This window comes from Mycobacterium sp. Aquia_216, assembly GCF_026723865.1.
GTDB lineage: Bacteria > Actinomycetota > Actinomycetes > Mycobacteriales > Mycobacteriaceae > Mycobacterium.
Genome location: NZ_CP113529.1, coordinates 5,854,013 through 5,875,440 on the forward strand (window position 1 = coordinate 5,854,013; position 21,428 = coordinate 5,875,440).

Here is a 21,428-nt window from a genome sequence, read left to right on the forward strand (position 1 = left end):
CTCATTACTGGCAACGCGTCGGAACGAAGTCGATCGGTGCGCCTGCCGGGATCAACTCCTCGGTTTCGACGCTTTCCTCGAATTGGCGGATGAGGCGCCTGGCATGTTGCATCACCCACCAACGCACGAAGGTCTGGTTGACCGCTTCGCGCTCCTTCGGATCTTCGAGCAGATTGATGATCCGGGCGAACCCGAGTGGGATCTCGGGGTCATGGAAGTGCTGCTGCCGTTTGAAGCTGATCTTGAACTGTGACCACTTGACCGCATGCAGTTCCTCGTTGAGCCACACCATGCAGCCTTCGCGCTTGGATTCCTCTGCCCCGCCGAAGAATTCACGCTGATCGATGCCATCGATGATGCGGTCGGTCGGGGGTTGGCAGCCCGCCCATTTCAGCAGTGTCGGGAACATATCGGTAACGTGCACCATCTCGTTGCTCTCTCGGGGTGGGACATTTCCGGGCCACCGGATCAGGCACGGCGTGCGAATTCCGCCCTCCGCGGAGGAAAAATACGAACCGTCGAAGAAGCCCGCGGTGCCACGGCCCAGCAGGTGGTCTTCGGGACCGTTGTCCCCGGCGAAGATCACGATGGTGTTGTCGTCGACACCCAGTTCGGTCAGTGTGTCCAGGATGCTCCCGAAGTCGTGGTCCAGCATCAGCAGGGAATCACCCCAGTCACCGTTGGTGCTCTTTCCCTTGAACTCCTCGCGGACCTCCATCGGAAAATGCATCAACGAGTGATTGTGATAGAGGTAGAACGGCTTACCCGCATCCACGCTCCGCTTCATGAAAGCCTTTGCTCGCCGGTCATATTCGCCGTCGACTTGGCCTTTGAGCTTGACGGTCAACTGTTGGTCGGTGGTGCGAACGCCACCTTCCTTGGTGCCGTCGTACATGTACGAATAGCCGTCTCGCTCACCGTCGTACCACGGGTCGTCGGGCCACAGACATTCGTCGTAAGTGCGTGCCGGACCATACCATTCGTCGAATCCGTGGTCGGTGGGCCAACGGCCGTCCTCCGCGCCGATGTGCCACTTGCCGAAGCATGCCGTCGCATAACCAGCCTCGGAGAGGATGTCACCCATCGTGCGTTCCCACGCGACAATGCCACCGTCATTGCCCCCCAACGCGATCGTGTGATTGCCCGAGCGGATTGGGTAGCGCCCAGTCATCAGCGCCGAACGGGTTGGCGTGCACTGGGGTTCGACGACGAAGTGCGACAGCTTGAGGGCTTCACCCGCGAACCTGTCGATGCGTGCGGTATCGGCGCCGCGCAACATCCCGCCACCGAAGCAGCCCAATTCACCGAGCCCCAGGTTGTCGACGTGAAAGTACACGATATTGGGTTGTTCGGGCATGGTTGTATTACCTTTCAATCGATATCGGATGATCGTCGCGAATGAAAACGTGATGGTGCAGATCGCCGGCTACGTCGACGGCTGATCGGGTCCCCTTGCCGCAGTGGTCACCAGTGAGCAACGGTCGCCGCGGTAGCGCACCGTCTCCAGGTCGAATGGAGTGCCGTCCTCCAGATGCGTCAAACGGTGCAACAGTAACAACGGTGCCCCGGGGCGGATCTGCAATAACTTTGCGGTATTCGCGTCCGCCGACACCGATTCGACGGTGATCTCGGCCCATCCCAGACGCACACCGAGTTCCTTTTCAATCAACGAGAACACGTCCTGCTGGTCGAGATTCGCGTCGATCGGGATAGCGCCCATCCTTAGCGAGGTGGTGTCGAGCGACAACGGCAGGCCACCGACAGAGCGCAGTCGTTCGATGAACAGAATGGGAGTATTTTCGGTCAGTGCCAGCTTGGCCGCGACGAATGGGGATGCGACGGATTCGCGCACCGACAGCACCTCGTTTTCTACCGGAAGCCGGTGACCCGCAAGGGATTCGGCGAGGCCTTCCAAGCGATCAAGGCGCTGACTCAGCTTCGCGCCCGTGACGAATGTCCCGGCACCCTGGACCCGGGTGATCATTCCCTCGCCGCGTAGGAGCTCCAGCGCTTCACGAATCGCATTGCGGCTGACGCCGAACTCGGCGGCCAGTTCGGTCTCCGAGGGCAACGCCGGGCGAGCAGCGGCCAAGCCACCATAGACGCCATCCAGGATCTGGCCGCGCAGCACGTCTCGGGCCCAGCGCGCGGCATCCGCCCGGCTGCCGGCGTACTCCCGCGTCGCGGGACGCGGAAAGTCCTTGGGCGGGATATTCGGACGCCGGGGCATGCTGTCACTGTGCCACCGTTGGGACATGGTGGCGATAGATGCGGTGTTACGCCACCTTACGTTTGGTAAACCCCTAGGCCAGCGCCTACACCACGGCGTAGCGACACTGATTCCGCCACCACGGCGCGCGCTCGATCAATCGGCGACACAGCGAAATCCAATGTGTGTGGTCGCGCTGTCTTGGGACTGCGACGAGCGCGCTGCCGGACGATAGCGGTGACAGTATTCGGGCGCACACAGATGGGACCCGCCCTTGAGAGTCTGCTTCAGCGAGGGGTCACCGGTCGGGGTCGGGCAGCACTGCGAGGTTTCCCGAGCGGGACGATGCCACGCGGAATAGGGACTGCTCGTCCATTCCCAGACGTTGCCGATCATGTCGACGACGCCGAATGCGTTGGCGGGGAAGGTGCCCACCGGCGACGTCCCGACCCAGCCAAGTGCTCCGTTGTTGGCATAGGGGAACTTGCCTTGCCACGTGTTGGCCATCAGTCGCCCGCCGGGTTGCAGGTCGTCGCCCCAGGCGTAGACGGTGTCGGCGCCGGCTCCGGCCGCGAACTCCCACTCCGCTTCGGTGGGCAGTCGCCGGCTGGCCCAGGTCGCATACGCCACCGCGTCGGGGTAGGCCACCTGAACGACTGGGTGGTCCGCCCGGTCGATGACCGACGATCCGGGGCCAAAGGGTTGCCTCCAGCACGCCCCGGGGACCCACGTCCACCACTGTCGCCAATCGCGAAGATCGACCGGACCCGATGCTTCACGGAACACCAATGCACCGGGAGACAACTCGTCGGGCGGTACGCCGGGAAACGCGGCGGGATCCAGCGGCTGCTCGGCAACGGTGACATAGCCGGTAGCGCGGACGAAGTCGGCGAACCGTGCGTTGGTAACCGGATGTAATTCGATCGAGAACGGTGCGACAGTCACGTCGTGGGCGGGCGATTCCTCGGGATAGAACTGCTCCGAACCCATCCGGAATGCGCCACCTGGAAGCTGAACCAGTTCGGTGAGCATGCCGACAGACTATGCAAACTTCGCTCGGCCGGGACGCGACGGCCAATTGGCACGAAGTGGCGTAACACGCTGTTAGCGTGGCCCGTTCACACCGTGATTCGACTACGCCCCATAGACCGGGACGGGCGGCCGCGACTTGGCCAACAGGTCGGAGACGACGGGACCCAACTCGGCGGGATCCCACCGCGCGCCCTTGTCGATCTGCGGTCCATGCGCCCAGCCCTCGGCGACGCGGATCTTGCCGCCCTCGACCTCGAACACCTTCCCGGTGACCTCGCGGGATTCGGGGCTGCCCAGCCAAACCACCAGGGGTGAAATATTTTCCGGTGCCATCGCATCGAAAGCCTGGTCCTGAGTGGACATCATCTCCGCGAAGACGGTCTCGGTCATCCGGGTCCGGGCCGACGGCGCGATGGCGTTGACCGTTACTCCGTAACGACCCATTTCGGCCGCGGCGACCAACGTCAATCCCGCGATGCCGGCCTTGGCCGCACTGTAATTGCCCTGCCCGACACTGCCCTGCAGGCCCGCACCCGAGCTGGTGTTAATGATCCGCGCGTCAACGGCTTTGCCCTCTTTGGACAATGCGCGCCAGTACGATCCCGCGTGGCGAATCGTGGCGAAATGGCCCTTGAGGTGCACGGCGGTGACGGCGTCGAACTCTTCCTCGCTGGTGTTCGCAATCATCCGATCGCGCACGATGCCGGCATTGTTCACCAGGACGTCCAGTCCGCCGAACGTGTCGACGGCGGTCTGGATCAGGGCGGCCGCTTGGTCCCAGTCCGCGACGTTGGATCCGTTGGCAACGGCTTCACCACCGGCAGCGGTGATCTCGTCGACCACGCCCTGCGCGGCACTGCCGCCGCCGGCGGGTGATCCGTCCAGACCCACACCGATATCGTTGACGACGACGCGCGCGCCTTCGGCCGCGAAGGCCAGCGCATGCGCGCGACCGATACCGCCGCCCGCTCCGGTGACGATGACGACACGGCCGTCCACCACGCCCATATTTACTGTCTCCTCTACTTGATCGCGCTGGCGTTCGTTGTGGCCAGATAGTGCGGCGGCTCGCCACCCCCGTGCACCTCTAACGAGGCGCCGCTGACGTAGGACGCCGCATCCGAGGCCAAAAAGGCTGTGGCCCAACCGACGTCCTCGGGCTTGGCCAGCCGGCCCAGTGGCACATTCTTGGAGATCGCGGCGATCGACTCGGCGTCGCCGTAGAACAGGTCGGCTTGTTCGGTCTCGACCATGCCGACCACGCAGGCGTTCACCCGGACCTTGGGTCCCCATTCCACCGCCAGCGTCTGAGTGAGGCTTTCCAGTCCGGCCTTCGCCGCGCCGTACGCGCCGGTGCCCGGGGACGGCCGCCGGCCGCTCAGGCTGCAGATGTTGACGATCGACCCGCCAGCCGACTGGGCCTGCATCTTGTCGTTGGCGTACTGCGAAACCAACAGCGCACCAATGAGATTGAGCTCGATGATCTTGCGGTTGAACTTGGGGCTGGACTCCGCGGTCAGCACGTAGGGCGATCCGCCGGCGTTGTTGACGACGACGTCGAGCCGTCCATGGCGCTCGGCGATCGTATCGATCAACGCCTTGACCGCTTCCTCGTCGCGGATATCGCACGCGTGGAACTCGTACGGCAGCCCGTCGACGGCGCGGCGGGCGCAGGTGATCACGGTTGCGCCCTGCCCGGCGAAAACCGCACTGATTCCGGCACCCACCCCGCGAACGCCGCCCGTGACCAGAACAACCCGCCCGGCCAATCCCAAATTGATGGCTTCCGCAGAAGGGGGGCCTGCTTCGGCGCGAGTCACTGTGCTAGCGTACCAAGCAAGTGCTTGCTTAGGTAGTCGGCCTCTATTTTTCGAGGAAGTGCCAATTGACGATCACATCCACCAGCACAGAACCGGGCATAGTCGCGGTCACCGTTGACTACCCGCCCGTCAACGCGATCCCGTCGCAGGGTTGGTTCGACCTCGCCGACGCGATCACTGCCGCGGGCGCGAATCCCGAGACGCACGCGGTGATCCTGCGTGCCGAAGGCCGCGGCTTCAACGCGGGCGTCGACATCAAGGAGATGCAGCGCACCGAGGGCTTCACCGCACTGATCGACGCCAACCGGGGCTGCTTCGCGGCCTTCCGTGCGGTGTACGAATGCGCCGTTCCCGTGATCGCGGCGGTGAACGGATTCTGCGTCGGCGGTGGCATCGGCCTGGTCGGCAACGCCGACGTCATCGTGGCCTCCAACGACGCCACGTTCGGGCTGCCCGAGGTGGAACGCGGCGCGCTGGGCGCGGCCACGCACTTGTCGCGACTGGTCCCCCAGCACATGATGCGGCGGTTGTTCTTCACCGCGGCGACCGTGGACGCCGCGACCCTGCACCACTTCGGCTCGGTGCACGAGGTGGTCCCCCGCGACGAACTCGACGAGGCCGCCCTGCGGGTGGCCCGCGACATCGCCGCCAAGGACACCCGGGTGATCCGCGCGGCCAAGGAAGCGCTGAACTTGATCGACGTGCAGCGAGTCAACTCGAGTTACCGGATGGAACAAGGCTTTACGTTCGAGCTCAACCTCGCCGGGGTAGCCGACGAGCACCGCGACGCCTTCGCCGGTACGACGAAGGGCAAGGACGCGTAACCGTCGATGACGATGCAGTGGGGACACCCCCAGTCGCGCAGCGGCGAGGGGGACGAAGCGATGAGGAGGAGCGGCGCATAGTGGCCGACAAGAGAACCACTCTCGAGGAGGCCGTCGCGCAATTGCGCAGCGGCATGACCATCGGTATCGGCGGCTGGGGATCGCGGCGCAAACCGATGGCGTTCGTGCGCGCCCTGCTGCGCACCGACGTCAAAGACCTGACCGTCGTCACCTACGGCGGACCCGACCTCGGGCTGCTCTGTGCCGCAGGCAAGGTCAGGCGTGTCTACTACGGGTTCGTCTCGCTGGATTCGCCGCCGTTCTACGACCCGTGGTTCGCCAAAGCCCGAAGCGCCGGGGAAATCGAAGCCCGGGAGATGGACGAGGGCATGCTGCGCTGCGGCCTGCAGGCCGCGGCACAACGGTTACCGTTTCTACCGATCCGCGCCGGGCTGGGCAGCTCGGTACTGGACTTCTGGGAGGGCGAGCTACAGACGGTGACCAGCCCGTACGAGGCTCCCGACGGTGGGTACGAGACGCTGATCGCCATGCCGGCGCTGCGCCTGGACGCGGCGTTCGTGCATCTCAATCTCGGTGACAGCCAGGGCAATGCGGCATACACCGGGATCGACCCCTACTTCGACGACCTCTTCTTGATGGCCGCCGAGAAGCGCTACCTTTCGGTGGAACGACTGGTGTCCACCCAAGAGCTGATCAAGGCGGTACCGCCGCAGGCCTTGCTGCTGAACCGGATGATGGTCGACGGCGTCGTGGAAGCACCCAACGGTGCCCACTTCACCACCGCCGCGCCCGATTACGGCCGCGACGAGAAGTTCCAACGACACTACGCCGAGGCCGCCTCGACCGACGAGGGCTGGCAGAAGTTCGTCGCGACCTACTTATCCGGCGGCGAGGCCGAATATCAGGCTGCCGTGCGCGCTTTCGCAGAGGAGGCCTCGAAGTGACAAGCACCGTGAGCACCCGTGCCGAAGTGTGCGCGGTCGCCTGCGCCGAGTTGTTCAGGGACGTCGGCGAGATCATGGTGAGCCCGATGACGAACATGGCCTCGGTCGGCGCACGGCTGGCCCGGCTGACGTTCTCCCCTGACATCCTGCTGACCGACGGCGAAGCCCAGCTGCTGGCCGATACGCCCGCGCTGGGTGCCGCGGGCGCCGTCGAGGGGTGGATGCCGTTCGGCCGGGTGTTCGAGACGCTGGCCTGGGGGCGACGACACGTGGTGATGGGCGCCAATCAGGTTGACCGCTTTGGCAATCAGAATATCTCGGCGTTCGGGCCGCTGCAGCAGCCCAAGCGGCAGATGTTCGGCGTCCGCGGTGCGCCCGGCAATGCCATCAACCACGCGACCAGCTATTGGGTCGGCAATCACTCCAAGCGGGTGTTCTGCGAGAAGGTCGACATCGTCTGCGGAATCGGTTGGGACAATGTGGATGCCGAGAATCCGGCGTTCCGCTTTGCCAATACGTACCGGGTGATATCGAATCTCGGCGTGTTCGACTTCGGTGGCCCGGACCGGTCGATGCGGGCGCTGAGCTTGCATCCCGGGGTATCGCCGGAAGAGGTCCGCGAAGCGACCTCCTTCGAGATCCATGGCCTCGAGGAGGCGGTGGAGACCCGCCTGCCGTCCGACGACGAACTGCGCCTGATCCGCGAGACGATTGATCCGAAAGCATTGCGCGACCGAGAGATACGGTCATGATGATTCCGCCTCTCCTCCGCAAGCGGGAGGTACGCCCACCTCATCGCTTCGTCCCCCTCGCCGCAGCGCGACCGGGGGTGCCCCCACTGCATCGTCGGCGGTGGCTATGAAGCTGCGCACGCCGCTGACCGAGCTGGTAGGTGTGGAGCACCCGGTGGTGCAAACCGGGATGGGCTGGGTGGCCGGAGCGCGGCTGGTGGCGGCCACGGCCAATGCCGGCGGGCTCGGCATCCTGGCGTCGGCAACCATGACGCTGGACGAGTTGGCGACGGCGATCGGCAAGGTCAAGGCCGCCACCGACAAGCCGTTCGGCGTGAACATGCGCGCGGACGCAGCGGATGCGGGTGACCGCGTCGAGTTGATGATCCGCGAGGGCGTGAAGGTGGCGTCGTTCGCACTGGCGCCGAAACAGGAACTGATCGCTCGGCTGAAAGATGCCGGGGCAGTGGTTATCCCGTCGATCGGCGCGGCCAAGCATGCGCGCAAGGTCGCGAGCTGGGGCGCCGACGCGATGATCGTGCAGGGCGGCGAGGGCGGTGGACACACCGGACCCGTCGCCACCACGCTGCTGTTGCCGTCGGTGCTGGACGCCGTGAAGGGCACCGGCATCCCGGTCATCGCGGCGGGCGGATTCTTCGACGGGCGCGGACTGGCGGCGGCGTTGTCCTACGGCGCGGCCGGTGTGGCGATGGGCACCCGGTTTCTGCTCACGTCGGATTCCACTGTGCCAGAAGCGGTCAAGCGGCGTTATCTGGAGTCGGCGTTGGACGGCACCGTGGTCACCACGCGCGTCGACGGGATGCCGCACCGGGTGCTGCGCACCGGGCTCGTCGAGAAACTGGAAAACGGTTCGCCAGTGCGGGGTTTGACGGCTGCGGTGCGCAACGCCGCAAAGTTCAAGCACATGTCGCAGATGACCTGGCGATCGATGATCACCGACGGCCTGGCGATGCGCCACGGCAAGGAGATGACCTGGTCGCAGGTGGTGATGGCGGCCAACACTCCAATGCTGTTGAAAGCCGGGCTCGTTGAGGGCAACACCGAGGCCGGGGTGCTGGCGTCGGGGCAGGTCGCCGGCATTCTCGAGGACCTGCCGTCGTGCGCCGAGCTGATCGAGTCGATCGTGCATGATGCGATCGAGCATCTACGTGCGGCCTCCGCATTCGTCGCAGACTAACCCTGGCCGAAGCCTAACCTCTGGCCGAGTGTGAATCTCACGACGCGACAAGCCGATTGACCGTCGCGTGGTTCACGGTCGACGATGGTGGTCGCCATCCCGCCGCCCGCATTGCGGCAGCGACCCGGGCAGCGAGCGTGCCGCGCCGGTATCTAAGCAGCTCGCTGCTGACCCTGATGATCGTCCAGCCGAGATCGGCCAATCCCACGTTCCGGTCGATATCGCGTGCACGTTGGCTGGGGTCGGTCCAGTGCTGCGGCCCGTCGTATTCGATACCGACCCGCAAATCCTCATAACCCATATCGATGCGGGCGACGAAGTCGCCGTATTCGTCGAACAACTTGATCTGTGTTCGGGGCTTCGGCAAACCCGCGTCGATGAGCGCCAGCCGAGTTCGCGTCTCCTGAGGAGATTCCGCTCCACCGTCAACAAGCGGCAGTACCCGTCGCAACCGAATCAGACCACGCACGCCAGGGTGCTCGGCGGTGACGGCGTCAACGTCACTGACTTTCACATCGGTCGCATTCATCAGCGCATCGAGCCTTTGAACGGCCTGTAGCCGCGAGACAGTCCGCCGGCCAATGTCGAAAGCCGTCCGAGCCGGGGAAGTTACCGCAACACCATCGATTATGAGAATCTCTTGCGGCTCCAAGGTGTCGGTGTGCACGCTGATCCGGCTGGGAGGCCGTCGATTGTCATGCACCAGCTCGGCATCGAGCGCTGGACTTACCCATTTCGCTCCGAGCAACGCTGCCGCCGAATTGCCGGAGACAACCGCCGTTCGTCGCGACCACAGCCACGCCGCATGTGCGCGTTGGCTGGCGGTCAACTCGATACCGGCCGGAGCGTAGACGCCCGGGTAGACCGCTTCGTACAACACGCGCATCGCCCGCTCCGGGAAGGCTCGCGCCGCCAACGCTTCTGAGGACAAGAAGGGCCACGGATGTTCGTCCATGGGCGAATGCTGGCACTGCCCGCCGACAGCAACCTCGAGTGTGAACCAGGCGACGCGACACGCCGACGTGGCGTCGCCTGGTTCACACTCGGCCCGGAGGGGGTGGGGCTGCGGCGCTAGAGCCGCTCGATGATCGTGACGTTGGCCGTGCCGCCGCCCTCGCACATCGTCTGCAACCCATATCGGCCGCCGATACGCTCGAGCTCGTTGAGCATCGTGGTGAACAGTTTTGCGCCGGTGGCACCCAGCGGGTGCCCGAGCGCGATCGCACCACCGTTGGGGTTGACCTTCTCGGGATCGGCCTTGGCCTCCTTGAGCCACGCCATCACCACCGGCGCGAAGGCCTCGTTGATCTCGACGGTGTCGATGTCGCTGATCGACAGCCCGGTCTTTTCCAGCGCGTAGCGGGTGGCCGGAATGGGACCGGTGAGCATGAACACCGGGTCGGCCGCGCGGGCGCTGATGTGGTGGATGCGGGCGCGCGGCGTCAGGTTGTGATCCTTGACCGCCTGCTCGGAAGCCAGCAGGACGGCGCTCGCGCCATCGGAGATCTGGCTGGCCATCGCCGCCGTCAGCCGGCCACCCTCGACCAGGGTCTTCAAGCCGGCCAGTTTCTCAGGCGACGACTCGCGCGGACCCTCGTCGACCCGGAACGGCCCGGATTCGGTTTCGACGGTGATGATTTCGTTGTCGAAGTGGCCGCCGCGAATCGCCGCGAACGCGCGCTCGTGGCTGGTCAGCGAATACTGCTCCATCTCTTCACGCGAGATGTTCCACTTCTCCGCGATCAGCTCCGCGCCGCGGAACTGGGAGATCTCCTGGTCGCCGTACCGATGCAGCCACTGCTTGGACTCGTTGGTCGGCGAGGTGAAGCCGAACTGCTCGCCGACCGTCATTGCCGACGAGATCGGAATCCAACTCATGTTCTGCATGCCGCCGGCCACGATCAGATCGGCGGTACCCGCCATGATCGCCTGCGCCCCAAAGGAAACCGCCTGCTGACTGGAACCGCACTGCCGGTCCACCGTCACGCCCGGGACCTCTTCGGGATAGCCGGCGGCCAGCCACGAGAGCCGGGCGATGTTGCCCGCCTGTCCCCCGATGGCGTCGACGCAGCCGGCGATCACATCCTCAACCGCGGCGGGGTCGACATCGACCCGGTCGAGCAGTCCGCGCCACGCGTGAGCACCCAGGTCGACGGGATGGATCCCGGCCAGGGCGCCGTTGCGCTTGCCCACCGCGGTACGTACAGCGTCAATGACGTACGCCTCTGCCATTAGTTTCGCTCCTTCTCATCGCTGCGCTCTGCATCGTCACCGACACGGGGCATCTTTCAGACTCCTTCTTTGGTGATTCCGCCAAGCACGATGGCGAGATATTGCCGGCCCACCTGCTCTGCGGTGAGCGGTCCGCCGGGTTGATACCAGCGCACCGACACCCAGGTGGTGTCACGGATAAATCGGTAGACGAGGTCGACGTCCAGATCGGGCCGGAAATAGCCGTCCTGGACGCCCTGATGCAGCAACTCGACCCACATCTTGCGTTGCTGCCGATTCATGTCCTCGATGTAGGCGAACCGGGGCTGCGACAAAAGCCGCTGCGCCTCATCCTGATAGATCACGACCTGCGCGTGCCGGTGCTCGATCGCCTCGAACGACACCATGAACAGGCCCCTGAGCCGTTCCAGCGGATTCGCTTCGCTCTCCACGATTTCGCGGTAGCGGGCGAAAAGCCAGTCCAGGAAGCTGCGCAACAACTCGTCGACCATCTCCTCCTTGGAAGAGAAATGGTGGTACAGGCTGCCGGACAGAATGCCGGCGCCGTCGGCGATATCGCGCACGGTGGTGGCTCGCAGACCCCGTTCGGCGAACATGGTCGCGGCGAGCCCCAGTAGCTCATCTCGCCGGCTATTCGCCTGACCGGTCACTCGGTCCACCCAGTCAGGGTATCAACCAAGCGCTTGCTTGGCCACTCGAGATCACGGGTGCTGGCTGGACACCGAGATGATCTCGCCGGTGAGATAGCTGCTGTAGTCGCTGGCCAGGAACGCAATGGTGGCCGCCACTTCCCACGGCTCGGCGGCCCGGCCGAACGCCTCGCCTTCCGAAAGCCGGTCCAGCAGCTCGGACGACGACGTCTTCTCCAGGAATTTGTGCCGGGCGATACTCGGCGACACCGCGTTGATCCGGACGCCGTATTCGGCAGCTTCGATTGCGCTGCAACGGGTTAACGCCATCACACCGGCTTTGGCGGCCGCGTAGTGCGACTGCGAGTGTTGCGCACGCCAGCCCAGCACGCTGGCGTTGTTGACGATCACTCCGCCGTGCGGCGCGTCGCGGAAGTATCGCAGCGCCGCGCGGCTGGCCCGCAGCACCGACGTCAGCGTCACGTTCAAGACGCGGTCCCACTCGTCGTCGGTCATGTCGACCACCGGCGTCTGGCCGCCCAAGCCGGCGTTGTTGACCAGCACGTCGATGCGTCCCAGCCGCGCGGTGGCCGAGTCGATCAGGGCATCGACCGCGGCGGTCGAGGTCACGTCGCACACGACATGCTCGACCCGTCCCTGGCCCAGCGCGGACAGCTCCTCGGCGGCCTCCCCCAGCCGCCGCTCGTGGTGGTCGGAGATCACCACGTCGGCCCCCTCGGCCAGGGCCCGGCGTGCTGTCGCCGAGCCGATGCCGGTGCCCGCGGCCGCGGTCACGACAACCACCTTGCCCGCCAGGAGTCCGTGTCCGGCAATCTCTTTCGGCGCTTCGGCCAAACTCATCCCTTTACCTCCCGGGGCAGTCCGAGCACCCGCTCGGCGATGATGTTGCGCTGAATCTCGTTGGATCCGCCATAGATGGTGTCGGCGCGGGTGAACAGGAACAGTCGCTGCCACTCGTCGAACTCGCCGTCCGACAAGGTCAGGGCGGGCTTGCCGATGACGTCCATCGCCAGCTCACCCAGATCGCGATGCCAGTTGGCCCACAACAGCTTTGACACATTGTCCTGGCCCGGCTGCTCGACGTCCATGGTGGCCAGGGCGTAACTGCGCATGGCGCGCAGGCCGGTCCAGGCCCGCGTCAGCCGTTCCCGGACGAACGGGTCGTCGGCGGCGCCGTTGCGCTGCGCGACCTCGGCGAGATTGGAAAGCTCACGGGCATAGCGGATTTGCTGCCCCAATGTCGAGACGCCGCGCTCGAAGGTCAGCGTTCCCATCGCGACCCGCCAGCCGTCGCCCGGCTCGCCGACCACCAGGGCGGCCTCGGTGCGGGCGTCGTCGAAGAAGACCTCGTTGAACTCCGCGGTGCCGGTGATCTGGATGATCGGTCGCACTTCCACGCCCGGCTGGTCCAGCGGCACCAGCAGATACGACAGTCCGGCGTGCCGCTTGGAGCCCTTCTCGGTGCGCGCGACCACAAAGCACCACTGCGACAGGTGCGCCAGCGATGTCCACACCTTCTGGCCGTTGATCACCCACTGGTCGCCGTCGAGTTCGGCGGTGGTCGACACGTTGGCCAGGTCGCTGCCGGCACCCGGCTCCGAATAGCCTTGGCACCACAGCTCGGTGACGTCGAGGATGCGCGGCAGGAATCGCTGCTGTTGCTCGGGTGTCCCGAATGCGATCAGCGTGGGGCCGAGCAGTTCCTCGCCGAAGTGGTTGACCTTGTCCGGAGCGTCGGCCTTCGCGTACTCCTCGTAGAAAGCCACCCGGTGCGCGGTCGAAAGCCCCCGCCCGCCGTGCTCGACCGGCCACCCCAGACAGGTCAGTCCAGCCGCGGCGAGATGCTGATTCCACGCCCGGCGTTCTTCGAATGCCTCATGCTCGCGCCCCGGTCCGCCCAGACCCTTGAGCGCTGCGAATTCGCCGACCAGATTGTCGGCGAGCCAACCGCGGACCTCCGCCCGGAACTCCTCGACGTCCTGCATGCCCTGTAGGCTAACCTACCAAGCACTTGCTTTGTTAGGAGTATCCCGATGACTGGCGATCCGCGCACCGTGCCCGCGGCGCTGGATCGTTTCGTCGACCAGTTCCCCGACCAGGCCGCGTTGATCACCGACGACCGCTCCTTCACCGCCACCGAACTGCGCGACGAGGTGCACCGCGCGGCGGCGGCGCTGATCGCGCTCGGCGTCGAGCATGGCGACCGGGTGGCCGTGTGGTCGCCGAACACCTGGCACTGGGTGATCGCCTGTCTGGCGATTCACCACGCCGGCGCCGCGATGGTGCCGCTGAACACCCGCTACACCGCCGCGGAGGCCAGCGACATCCTGGCGCGCACCGGCGCGCCGGTGCTGTTCGGAATGGGTCAGTTCCTCGGCAACGATCGCCTTGCCGACCTCGACCGCGCCGCACTGCCCGCGCTGCGGCACATCGTTCGGATACCGATCGACGCTGCAGAGGCTGGGGCCGGAACCTGGGACGAGTTCATCGAACAGGGCACCGACATCGACGCGGTGATCGCTCGCACCGCCGCCGTCGTCCCCGACGACGTCAGCGACATTTTGTTCACCTCCGGAACCACCGGCCGCAGCAAAGGTGTGCTGTGTGCGCACCGGCAATCGCTGTCGGCCTCGGCGTCGTGGGCCGCCAACGGCAAGATCACCAGCGACGACCGCTACCTGTGCATCAACCCGTTCTTCCACAACTTCGGATACAAGGCCGGCATCCTGGCCTGTCTGCAAACCGGCGCGACGTTGATTCCGCACCTGACGTTCGACCCGCTGCGAGCACTGCAGGCGATCGAGCAACACCGCATCACCGTATTGCCCGGGCCGCCAACGATTTACCAGACGCTGCTCGATCACCCGGCGCGCGGCGACTACGACCTGAGCTCGCTGCGATTCGCCGTCACCGGCGCGGCCACCGTCCCGGTCGTGCTGGTGGAACGCATGCAATCCGAACTCGACATCGACATCGTGCTGACCGCCTACGGGCTGACCGAGGCCAACGGGATGGGCACCAGTTGCCGCGCCGACGACGATGCCGTGACCGTCGCGACCACGTGCGGGCGCCCGTTCGCCGGCTTCGAATTGCGCATCGATGCGGCCGCACCCGGTGAGTCCGGAGAGGTGCTGCTGCGCGGCCCCAACGTGATGCTGGGCTACCTCGACGACCCGGAGGCCACCGCCGCGGCCATCGACACCGACGGCTGGCTGCACACCGGCGACATCGGCGTCCTGGACGCCAACGGCAACCTGCGGATCACCGACCGGCTCAAGGACATGTACATCTGCGGCGGATTCAACGTCTATCCCGCCGAGATCGAACAGGTGCTGGCCCGCATGGTCGGGGTCGCCGACGCCGCGGTCATCGGAGTCCCCGACGAGCGCCTGGGCGAGGTGGGCCGCGCCTACCTGGTAACCAGGCCCGGCGCGAACCTCGACGAGAAGTCGGTAATCGCTTATGCACGTGAACATCTGGCGAACTTCAAGGCACCACGGTCGGTGCGGTTCGTCGACGCGTTGCCGCGCAATGCGGGCGGCAAGGTGGTCAAACCACAACTGCGGGAGTTGGCCTGAATTGGATCTGGAACTAGACGACGAGACGCTGGCGTTTGCGGCCGAAGTGCGGGAATTCCTCTCGGCCAACGCCGAGTCGATCCCGACGAAGTCGTATGACAACGCGGAAGGCTTTGCCCAGCACCGCCATTGGGACAAGGTGTTATACGATGCCGGCCTGTCGGTGATCAACTGGCCGAAGAAATACGGCGGCCGTGACGCACCGCTGCTGCACTGGGTGGTCTACGAGGAGGAATACTTCCGCGCCGGAGCACCGGGCCGGGCCAGCGCCAACGGCATCTCGATGCTGGCACCGACGCTGTTTTCGCACGGTACCGACGAGCAACTGGACCGGATCCTGCCGAAAATGGCCAGCGGCGAACAGATCTGGGCCCAGGCCTGGTCGGAACCGGAATCCGGCAGCGACCTGGCTTCATTGCGGTCCACTGCGACCAAGACCGACGGCGGCTGGCTGCTGAACGGGCAGAAGATCTGGAGCTCACGGGCACCGTTCGCCGAGATGGGCTTCGGACTGTTCCGCTCCGACCCCTCCGCGGAGCGGCACAACGGGCTGACGTACTTCATGTTCGACCTGAAAGCCAAGGGCGTCACCGTCCGACCCATCGTGCAGCTGGGCGGGGACACCGGCTTCGGCGAAATCTTCCTCGACGACGTCTTCGTGCCCGACGAGGACGTCATCGGCACCCCGAACGACGGCTGGCGTGCCGCCATGAGCACGTCGAGCAACGAGCGCGGGATGTCACTGCGTAGCCCGGCCCGCTTCCTGGCGGCCGCGCAGCGGTTGGTGCAGCTGTGGAAAGACAGCGGCTCCCCCACCGAATTCGCCGACCGAGTCGCCGACGCCTGGATCAACGCCCAGGCCTACCGGCTACAGACGTTCGGCACGGTGACCCGGCTGGCGGCCGGCGGCGAGCTGGGTGCCGAATCTTCGGTGACCAAGGTGTTCTGGTCCGACCTCGACGTGGCGATCCATCAGACCGCGCTCGACATCCGGGGCGCCGACGGCGAACTCGCCGGGCCTTGGACCGATGGCTTGCTGTTCGCGCTCGGCGGCCCGATCTACGCCGGTACCAACGAAATTCAGCGCAACATCATCTCCGAGCGGTTGCTGGGCCTGCCGCGCGAAAAGTCCGGAGGCAAGAAGTGAAATTTGCGCTCGACGAACAGCAGCGCGACTTCGCGGCCAGCATCGACGCGGCCCTGGCCGCGGCAGACCTGCCCGGTACGCTGCGCGCTTGGTCCGACGGCGATATCGCGCCCGGCCGCAAGGTGTGGGAACAATTGGCCAACCTGGGCGTCACCGCGCTGGCGGTGCCGGAGAAGTTCGACGGCCTCGACGCCCATCCGGTGGATCTGGTGGTCGCGCTCGAACGCCTCGGGCGCTGGTGTGTGCCCGGCCCGGTCGCCGAATCCATTGCTGTGGCACCGATCTTGTTGGCCGAAGACGAACGCAGCGCCGAGTTGTCGTCCGGTGAACTGATCGCGACAGTCGCGCTGCCGCCGCACACGCCGCGCGCGGTTGACGCCGAGGCCGCCGGACTGGTGCTGCTGGCCACCGGCGACGGCGTCAGCGAGGCGACCGCGGGCGAATGCCGGCGATCCGTCGACCCGAGCCGGCGCCTGTACGACGTGACGGCGACCGCCCAAACCTGGCAGGCAGATGTCCAGCGCGCCTTCGAGTTCGGGGCATTGGCTACCGCCGCGCAGCTGGTCGGGACCGCCGAGGCGCTGCTGCACGACACCGTCGAGTACGCAAAGCAGCGCACTCAGTTCGGCCGGGTCATCGGCTCGTATCAGGCGATCAAACACAAGTTGGCCGACGTGCACATCGCCATCGAACTGGCTCGCCCGCTGGTGTACGGCGCCGCGCTGGCGCTGGCGGACGACGCGAGCGCCGTCGCGCGTGAGGTGAGCGCGGCCAAAGCGGCGGCGTCCGACGCCGGCCTGCTGGCCGCGCGCTCGGCGCTGCAGACGCACGGCGCAATCGGCTTCACCCAGGAACACGACCTGTCACTATGGCTGCTGCGGGTGCAAGCCCTGCGATCGGCCTGGGGCACGCCGGAGGCGCACCGGCGCCGAGTGTTGGAGGCATTGTGAGCCGCGGCGGCGACGATGCAGCGCGAAGCAATGGGGAGGAGTGGCGCCATGAGTGAAGAACGCGAACTGCTGCGCGAAACCGTCGCTGCGCTGGTCACCAAACACGCCAACCCCGCGGCCGTCCGCACGGCGATCGAATCCGAACGCGGGTACGACGAGTCACTGTGGCAGCTGCTGTGTGAGCAGGTCGGCGCCGCGGCGCTGGTGATACCCGAGGAGCTGGGTGGGGCGGGCGGCGAATTAGCGGACGCTGCAACGGTTTTACAGGAACTTGGTCGCGGGTTGGTGCCCTCCCCGCTGCTGGGCACCACGTTGGCGGAGCTCGCGTTGCTGGCTGCGCGGGAGCCGGACGCCGAAACGCTGGAAGCCCTGGCCGCGGGCAGCTCGATCGGGGCACTGGTGCTCGATGCCGACTACGTGATCAACGGCGACATCGCCGACGTCGTCGTCGCGGTGGCTGACGGCGAACTGAGCAGGTGGACTCGTTTCAGCGCGCAGCCCGTGACCCCGATGGACCCCACCCGCCGGCTGGCCCGGGTCCAACCCGAGGACTCCGCCGTATTGGGGCCGGACCCCGGCCTGGCCGACATCGCGGCCATCTTGCTCGCCGCCGAGCAGGTCGGCGCCGCCGAGCGGTGTCTGGACCTGACGGTCGAATATGCGAAGAGCCGAGTGCAGTTCGGCAGGCCGATTGGCAGCTTCCAGGCGCTCAAGCACCGGATGGCCGACCTGTACGTGGCGATCGCCGCCGCCCGGGCCGTGGTGTCCGACGCGTGCGACGACCCCACTCCGACCAACGCGGCGACAGCTCGGCTGGCCGCCAGTGAGGCGCTGTGTACTGTGACCAGCGAGGGTATCCAGCTGCACGGGGGCATCGCGATCACCTGGGAACACGACATGCACTTGTATTTCAAGCGGGCGCACGGCAGCGCCCAGCTGCTCGGCTCGCCGCGAGACCTGCTGCGGCAACTGGAATCCGAGGTGCTCAAGACGTCGTGAACGCCTCCGTCGCACTACGCGCCGGCATCCCGCCATTTCACGTGATGGATGTCTGGCTGGCGGCCGCGGAGCGCCAGCGCAGCCACGGCGACCTGGTGAACCTGTCGGCCGGCCAGCCCAGCGTCGGCGCTCCCGAGCCGGTACGCGCCGCCGCGGCAGCCGCGCTGCATGGCAACCAACTGGGCTACACCGTGGCCTTGGGCACTCCCGAGCTGCGCACCGCTATCTCGTCGAATTACCAACGCCTGCATGGTATCTCGGTCGAGTCCGATGCGGTGGTAATCACCACGGGTTCCTCGGGCGGGTTCCTGCTGGCATTTCTGGCGTGCTTCGACGTCGGAGATCGGGTCGCGCTGGCCAGCCCGGGCTACCCGTGCTATCGGAACATCCTGTCGGCGTTGGGATGTGAGGTGGTGGAGATCCCGTGCGGTCCGGAGACCCGATTCCAGCCCACCGCGCAGATGCTCGCCGAACTCGACCCGCCGGTGCGCGGCGTCATCGTCGCCAGCCCGGCCAATCCCACCGGCACCGTCATACCGCCCGAGGAGCTGGCGGCGATCGCGTCTTGGTGCGACGCCTCCGGCGCACGATTGATCAGCGATGAGGTCTACCACGGGCTGGTCTACGAGGGAGCTCCGCAGACCAGCTGCGCCTGGCAGACATCGCGAAATGCCTTGGTATTAAACAGTTTTTCCAAGTACTACGCGATGACCGGCTGGCGGCTGGGCTGGTTGCTGGTGCCGCCGGAGCTGCGCCGCGCGGTGGACTGCCTGACCGGCAACTTCACCATCTGCCCGCCGGTGCTGCCGCAGATCGCCGCGGTGGCGGCGTTCACCCCGGAATCGACCGCCGAAGCCGAAGCCAACCTGAGCCACTACTCGGTCAACCGCTCGCTGCTGCTGGACGGGCTGCGCGGCATCGGCATCGACCGGCTGGCACCCACCGATGGCGCGTTCTACGTCTACGCCGACGTCTCGGACTTCACCGACGACTCGCTGGCGTTCTGTTCAAAGTTGTTGGTCGACACCGGTGTTGCGATTGCCCCTGGTATCGACTTCGACACCACGCGGGGCAACGAATTCGTCCGGCTGTCGTTCGCCGGGCCGACGAGCGACATCGAAGAAGCCCTGCGCCGAATGGGGCCGTGGCTGTCGGTCAGCGGTTGAACTTGCCCGCAAGGTATTCGGCGCGGCAGGCGCGGCGGGCGAGTTTGCCGCTCGTAGTGCGGGGAATGGTGCCGGCGGCCACCAGTCGCACGTCGGCGACCCGCACCTGGTGGTTGCGCGAAATGGCCGCCCGCACGGTGTCGGCGACCGAACCCAGGTCGGTACGGCCGGCGCCCGGCGCCCGTTCGGCGATTACCACCAGCTGTTCGCCGGAGCCGCCGTCCGGAGATGCGAGCACGTCGGCGGGAACGGAGAAGGCGGCGACATAGCCGGTACGGATGGCGGGCGAGGCGTCGCTGACCGTGGTCTCGATGTCGACCGGATAGTGGTTGCGGCCGTCGACGATGATCAGGTCCTTGATCCGGCCGGTCAGGTACAGCTCGCCGTCGACGTAGACGCCGAGATCACCGGTGGCCAACCAGCAGCCGTTGTCGGCGGCGCCCACGGCGTGGCTGCCCGGGTCGAGCCGGGACTGCAGCTTGTTGCCGAACACGCGACGTGTCTCGTCCTCGCGGCCGAAGTATCCGCGGCCGATGTTGGCGCCTTGTAACCAGATTTCGCCCACGGTGCCGTCGGGCACCTCGGCACCGTCGGTGTCGGCGATCACCAGCCACTGATCTGGGATCGGCTGTCCGCACGACACCTGGGCGACCGCGCCCGGATCATCGGGCGCGACGATCACCGCGCGGCCCGCGCCGAGCTTTTCGCGGTCGAGGTAAATGGCGCTGGCCGCGGCGTGCTGGGAAATGCTGGCCACCGACAGCGTCGCTTCCGCCATCCCGTAGGACGGCTTGACCGCGTTCGCGGGCAGACCGTAGGGCGCGAACGCATTGGTGAACTTCTCGATCGCGGACATGGTGACCGGCTCGGACCCGTTGAGGACGCAGACAACGTTGCTCAGGTCGAGCGTCTCGCCCACCGGGGGCAGGCCTCGCTCGGCCGTCAGTTCGAAGGCAAAGTTCGGTGCCGCCGCGAAGGTGCGGCCGTAGGTCGACTCGATACCCAGTTGCTTGATCCAGCGGTAGGGCCGGCGAAGAAACGCCATCGGATCCATGAGCGTGACGTGCGCGCCGAAGAACGCCGTGAACATGATCATCATCAAGCCCATGTCGTGGTACAGGGGCAGCCAGCTCACCGTTCGGACGTCGACGTCGAGCGCACCGGTCATGACCATCTGCATCGCGTTCGTGTAGACCGACCGATGGGTGATCTCGACGCCGGCCGGTGACCGTGTCGAGCCCGAGGTGTACTGCAGGTAGGCGATGTCGTCGGTGTCCAGGGTCGCGCCGGTGAACATCGCACCGAGCGTCTCGGGCAGCGCGTCGACGGCGATCATCCGCGGTCGCTCGTTGGGCGCCAGCGTTCGGATGAACGTTCGAACGGACTCCGCGACGGCGGCCGTGGTCAATACCGCGGCGGGCCGGGCATCGGCCAGCACGGCAGCCAATCGCTCGGCATGCCCCGACATGGTCGGCGCGAACAGCGGGACCGCGATATTGCCGGCATAGACCGCACCGAAGAACGCCGCCACGTAGTCGAGGCCCTGCGGCGCGAGGATCGCCACCCGATCCCCCGGCTTGGTGACCTGTTGCAGCCGGGCACCGATCGCACAGACCCGGGCCCACAGCTCGTTCCAGCTGAGCACCACCGGCCGGCCGTCTGCTTCCTGCGAGTAGTCGAGGAAGCGATAGGCCGGACTGTCCCCGTGCTCGGCTCGGTTGTGGTCAAAATACGAGGTCAACGTCAAACCCTCGGGCACAGCGATGGCGCCCGCCTGCAAAGCGAAAGGGTCCCCAGCGCCCGAAGTGGGCACGACGTCCTCCAAACAGAGATTCCGACTCACGGTAGGACAGATTAATCGGCGCATGTGCTATTTGCCGCACCGGTTCACTATGGCAGAGGTCACGATCGGGCCACTATCGGCACG

Annotated in this window: 20 protein-coding genes; 9 read left to right on the forward strand and 11 right to left on the reverse strand. The window is 66.1% G+C overall.

The features are described 5' to 3' along the window. Window positions 1–4 precede the first annotated feature (4 nt). The 5 genes from OK015_RS27465 to OK015_RS27485 form a co-directional block, all read right to left on the reverse strand. The gene (locus tag OK015_RS27465) at window positions 5–1,357 is read right to left on the reverse strand and encodes an arylsulfatase (RefSeq protein WP_268127978.1); all 1,353 of its coding nucleotides are present in this window, start codon (window positions 1,355–1,357) and stop codon (window positions 5–7) included. Between the two features lie 69 nt (window positions 1,358–1,426). Beyond that, window positions 1,427–2,131: a GntR family transcriptional regulator gene (locus OK015_RS27470; protein WP_268133152.1), complete on the reverse strand. Its 705-nt coding sequence runs from the start codon at window positions 2,129–2,131 to the stop codon at window positions 1,427–1,429. A 234-nt stretch (window positions 2,132–2,365) separates the two neighbouring features. Continuing rightward, window positions 2,366–3,241, reverse strand: a complete 876-nt coding sequence (locus OK015_RS27475; RefSeq protein ID WP_268127979.1) for a formylglycine-generating enzyme family protein — start codon at window positions 3,239–3,241, stop codon at window positions 2,366–2,368. 102 nt (window positions 3,242–3,343) lie between these two features. Further along, window positions 3,344–4,249: an SDR family oxidoreductase gene (locus tag OK015_RS27480; protein WP_268127981.1), complete on the reverse strand. Its 906-nt coding sequence runs from the start codon at window positions 4,247–4,249 to the stop codon at window positions 3,344–3,346. Between the two features lie 14 nt (window positions 4,250–4,263). After that, a complete protein-coding gene (locus OK015_RS27485) occupies window positions 4,264–5,061 on the reverse strand; it encodes an SDR family oxidoreductase (RefSeq protein ID WP_268127983.1) in 798 nt (265 codons plus the stop codon). Window positions 5,062–5,126: 65 nt separating this feature from the next. On the opposite strand from OK015_RS27485, the gene echA20 reads away from it, so the two are divergent. From echA20 to ipdC, 4 genes are all read left to right on the forward strand, one after another. Beyond that, window positions 5,127–5,885, forward strand: a complete 759-nt coding sequence (gene echA20, locus OK015_RS27490) for a (7aS)-7a-methyl-1,5-dioxo-2,3,5,6,7,7a-hexahydro-1H-indene-carboxyl-CoA hydrolase (protein ID WP_268127985.1) — start codon at window positions 5,127–5,129, stop codon at window positions 5,883–5,885. 80 nt (window positions 5,886–5,965) lie between these two features. Beyond that, a complete protein-coding gene (ipdA, locus tag OK015_RS27495; RefSeq protein WP_268127987.1) occupies window positions 5,966–6,850 on the forward strand; it encodes a cholesterol ring-cleaving hydrolase subunit IpdA in 885 nt (294 codons plus the stop codon). Between the two features lie 8 nt (window positions 6,851–6,858). After that, on the forward strand, window positions 6,859–7,602 hold the full coding sequence (ipdB, locus tag OK015_RS27500) for a cholesterol ring-cleaving hydrolase subunit IpdB (protein WP_268133154.1): 744 nt from the start codon (window positions 6,859–6,861) through the stop codon (window positions 7,600–7,602). Between the two features lie 106 nt (window positions 7,603–7,708). Beyond that, window positions 7,709–8,779 carry a (3aS,4S,5R,7aS)-5-hydroxy-7a-methyl-1-oxo-octahydro-1H-indene-4-carboxyl-CoA dehydrogenase gene (ipdC, locus tag OK015_RS27505; RefSeq protein ID WP_268127989.1) on the forward strand — a complete coding sequence of 357 codons (1,071 nt, stop codon included), beginning with the start codon at window positions 7,709–7,711 and terminating at the stop codon, window positions 8,777–8,779. A 37-nt stretch (window positions 8,780–8,816) separates the two neighbouring features. On the opposite strand, the gene OK015_RS27510 is transcribed toward ipdC, so the two are convergent. The 5 genes from OK015_RS27510 to ipdE1 all read right to left on the reverse strand — a co-directional run bounded on the left by OK015_RS27510 (window position 8,817) and on the right by ipdE1 (window position 13,646). Then, complete coding sequence (locus OK015_RS27510; RefSeq protein WP_268127991.1) at window positions 8,817–9,734, reverse strand: endonuclease domain-containing protein; 918 nt, start codon at window positions 9,732–9,734, stop codon at window positions 8,817–8,819. 116 nt (window positions 9,735–9,850) lie between these two features. Further along, entirely contained in the window at window positions 9,851–11,011 is a 1,161-nt protein-coding gene (gene fadA6, locus OK015_RS27515) for a steroid 3-ketoacyl-CoA thiolase FadA6 (protein WP_268127993.1), read from the reverse strand. Window positions 11,012–11,067: 56 nt separating this feature from the next. Next, entirely contained in the window at window positions 11,068–11,670 is a 603-nt protein-coding gene (gene kstR2, locus OK015_RS27520; protein WP_268127995.1) for a TetR family transcriptional regulator KstR2, read from the reverse strand. Window positions 11,671–11,712: 42 nt separating this feature from the next. Further along, complete coding sequence (gene ipdF, locus OK015_RS27525) at window positions 11,713–12,501, reverse strand: (5R,7aS)-5-hydroxy-7a-methyl-1-oxo-2,3,5,6,7,7a-hexahydro-1H-indene-carboxyl-CoA reductase (protein ID WP_268127997.1); 789 nt, start codon at window positions 12,499–12,501, stop codon at window positions 11,713–11,715. Continuing rightward, window positions 12,498–13,646: an acyl-CoA dehydrogenase IpdE1 gene (ipdE1, locus tag OK015_RS27530; RefSeq protein ID WP_268127999.1), complete on the reverse strand. Its 1,149-nt coding sequence runs from the start codon at window positions 13,644–13,646 to the stop codon at window positions 12,498–12,500. Before ipdE1 ends, ipdF begins: the two co-directional genes overlap by 4 nt. 48 nt (window positions 13,647–13,694) lie before the next feature. On the opposite strand from ipdE1, the gene fadD3 reads away from it, so the two are divergent. The 5 genes from fadD3 to OK015_RS27555 are packed head-to-tail and all read left to right on the forward strand — an operon-like array spanning window position 13,695 to window position 19,501. After that, window positions 13,695–15,239, forward strand: a complete 1,545-nt coding sequence (gene fadD3 / locus OK015_RS27535; RefSeq protein WP_268128000.1) for a 3-((3aS,4S,7aS)-7a-methyl-1,5-dioxo-octahydro-1H-inden-4-yl)propanoate--CoA ligase FadD3 — start codon at window positions 13,695–13,697, stop codon at window positions 15,237–15,239. A gap of 1 nt (window position 15,240) precedes the next feature. Further along, complete coding sequence (locus tag OK015_RS27540; RefSeq protein ID WP_268128002.1) at window positions 15,241–16,386, forward strand: acyl-CoA dehydrogenase family protein; 1,146 nt, start codon at window positions 15,241–15,243, stop codon at window positions 16,384–16,386. Next, entirely contained in the window at window positions 16,383–17,336 is a 954-nt protein-coding gene (locus OK015_RS27545) for an acyl-CoA dehydrogenase family protein (protein WP_268128004.1), read from the forward strand. The genes OK015_RS27540 and OK015_RS27545 overlap by 4 nt, the downstream gene beginning before the upstream one ends. Window positions 17,337–17,384: 48 nt before the next feature. Further along, window positions 17,385–18,335, forward strand: coding sequence for an acyl-CoA dehydrogenase IpdE2 (gene ipdE2 / locus OK015_RS27550; RefSeq protein WP_268128005.1), 951 nt, complete (start codon window positions 17,385–17,387; stop codon window positions 18,333–18,335). A 44-nt stretch (window positions 18,336–18,379) separates the two neighbouring features. After that, window positions 18,380–19,501 (forward strand): pyridoxal phosphate-dependent aminotransferase, encoded by a 1,122-nt coding sequence (locus tag OK015_RS27555; protein WP_442791334.1) that lies wholly within the window; start codon window positions 18,380–18,382, stop codon window positions 19,499–19,501. On the opposite strand, the gene OK015_RS27560 is transcribed toward OK015_RS27555, so the two are convergent. Next, window positions 19,491–21,368 (reverse strand): fatty acyl-AMP ligase, encoded by a 1,878-nt coding sequence (locus OK015_RS27560; protein WP_442791174.1) that lies wholly within the window; start codon window positions 21,366–21,368, stop codon window positions 19,491–19,493. The two genes, OK015_RS27555 and OK015_RS27560, sit on opposite strands and share 11 nt — an antisense overlap. Window positions 21,369–21,428: the final 60 nt, after the last annotated feature.

Excerpts from the sequence above, each read along its gene's own strand:
- OK015_RS27465 (WP_268127978.1), bottom strand. The coding sequence starts at position 1,357 with ATGCCCGAACAACCCAATATCGTGTACTTTCACGTCGACAACCTGGGG.
- OK015_RS27475 (WP_268127979.1), bottom strand. The coding sequence starts at position 3,241 with ATGCTCACCGAACTGGTTCAGCTTCCAGGTGGCGCATTCCGGATGGGT.
- OK015_RS27480 (WP_268127981.1), bottom strand. The coding sequence starts at position 4,249 with ATGGGCGTGGTGGACGGCCGTGTCGTCATCGTCACCGGAGCGGGCGGC.
- ipdC (WP_268127989.1), top strand. The coding sequence starts at position 7,709 with ATGAAGCTGCGCACGCCGCTGACCGAGCTGGTAGGTGTGGAGCACCCG.
- OK015_RS27510 (WP_268127991.1), bottom strand. The coding sequence starts at position 9,734 with ATGGACGAACATCCGTGGCCCTTCTTGTCCTCAGAAGCGTTGGCGGCG.
- fadA6 (WP_268127993.1), bottom strand. The coding sequence starts at position 11,011 with ATGGCAGAGGCGTACGTCATTGACGCTGTACGTACCGCGGTGGGCAAG.
- ipdF (WP_268127997.1), bottom strand. The coding sequence starts at position 12,501 with ATGAGTTTGGCCGAAGCGCCGAAAGAGATTGCCGGACACGGACTCCTG.
- ipdE1 (WP_268127999.1), bottom strand. The coding sequence starts at position 13,646 with ATGCAGGACGTCGAGGAGTTCCGGGCGGAGGTCCGCGGTTGGCTCGCC.
- fadD3 (WP_268128000.1), top strand. The coding sequence starts at position 13,695 with ATGACTGGCGATCCGCGCACCGTGCCCGCGGCGCTGGATCGTTTCGTC.
- ipdE2 (WP_268128005.1), top strand. The coding sequence starts at position 17,385 with ATGAGTGAAGAACGCGAACTGCTGCGCGAAACCGTCGCTGCGCTGGTC.
- OK015_RS27555 (WP_442791334.1), top strand. The coding sequence starts at position 18,380 with ATGGATGTCTGGCTGGCGGCCGCGGAGCGCCAGCGCAGCCACGGCGAC.
- OK015_RS27560 (WP_442791174.1), bottom strand. The coding sequence starts at position 21,368 with ATGCGCCGATTAATCTGTCCTACCGTGAGTCGGAATCTCTGTTTGGAG.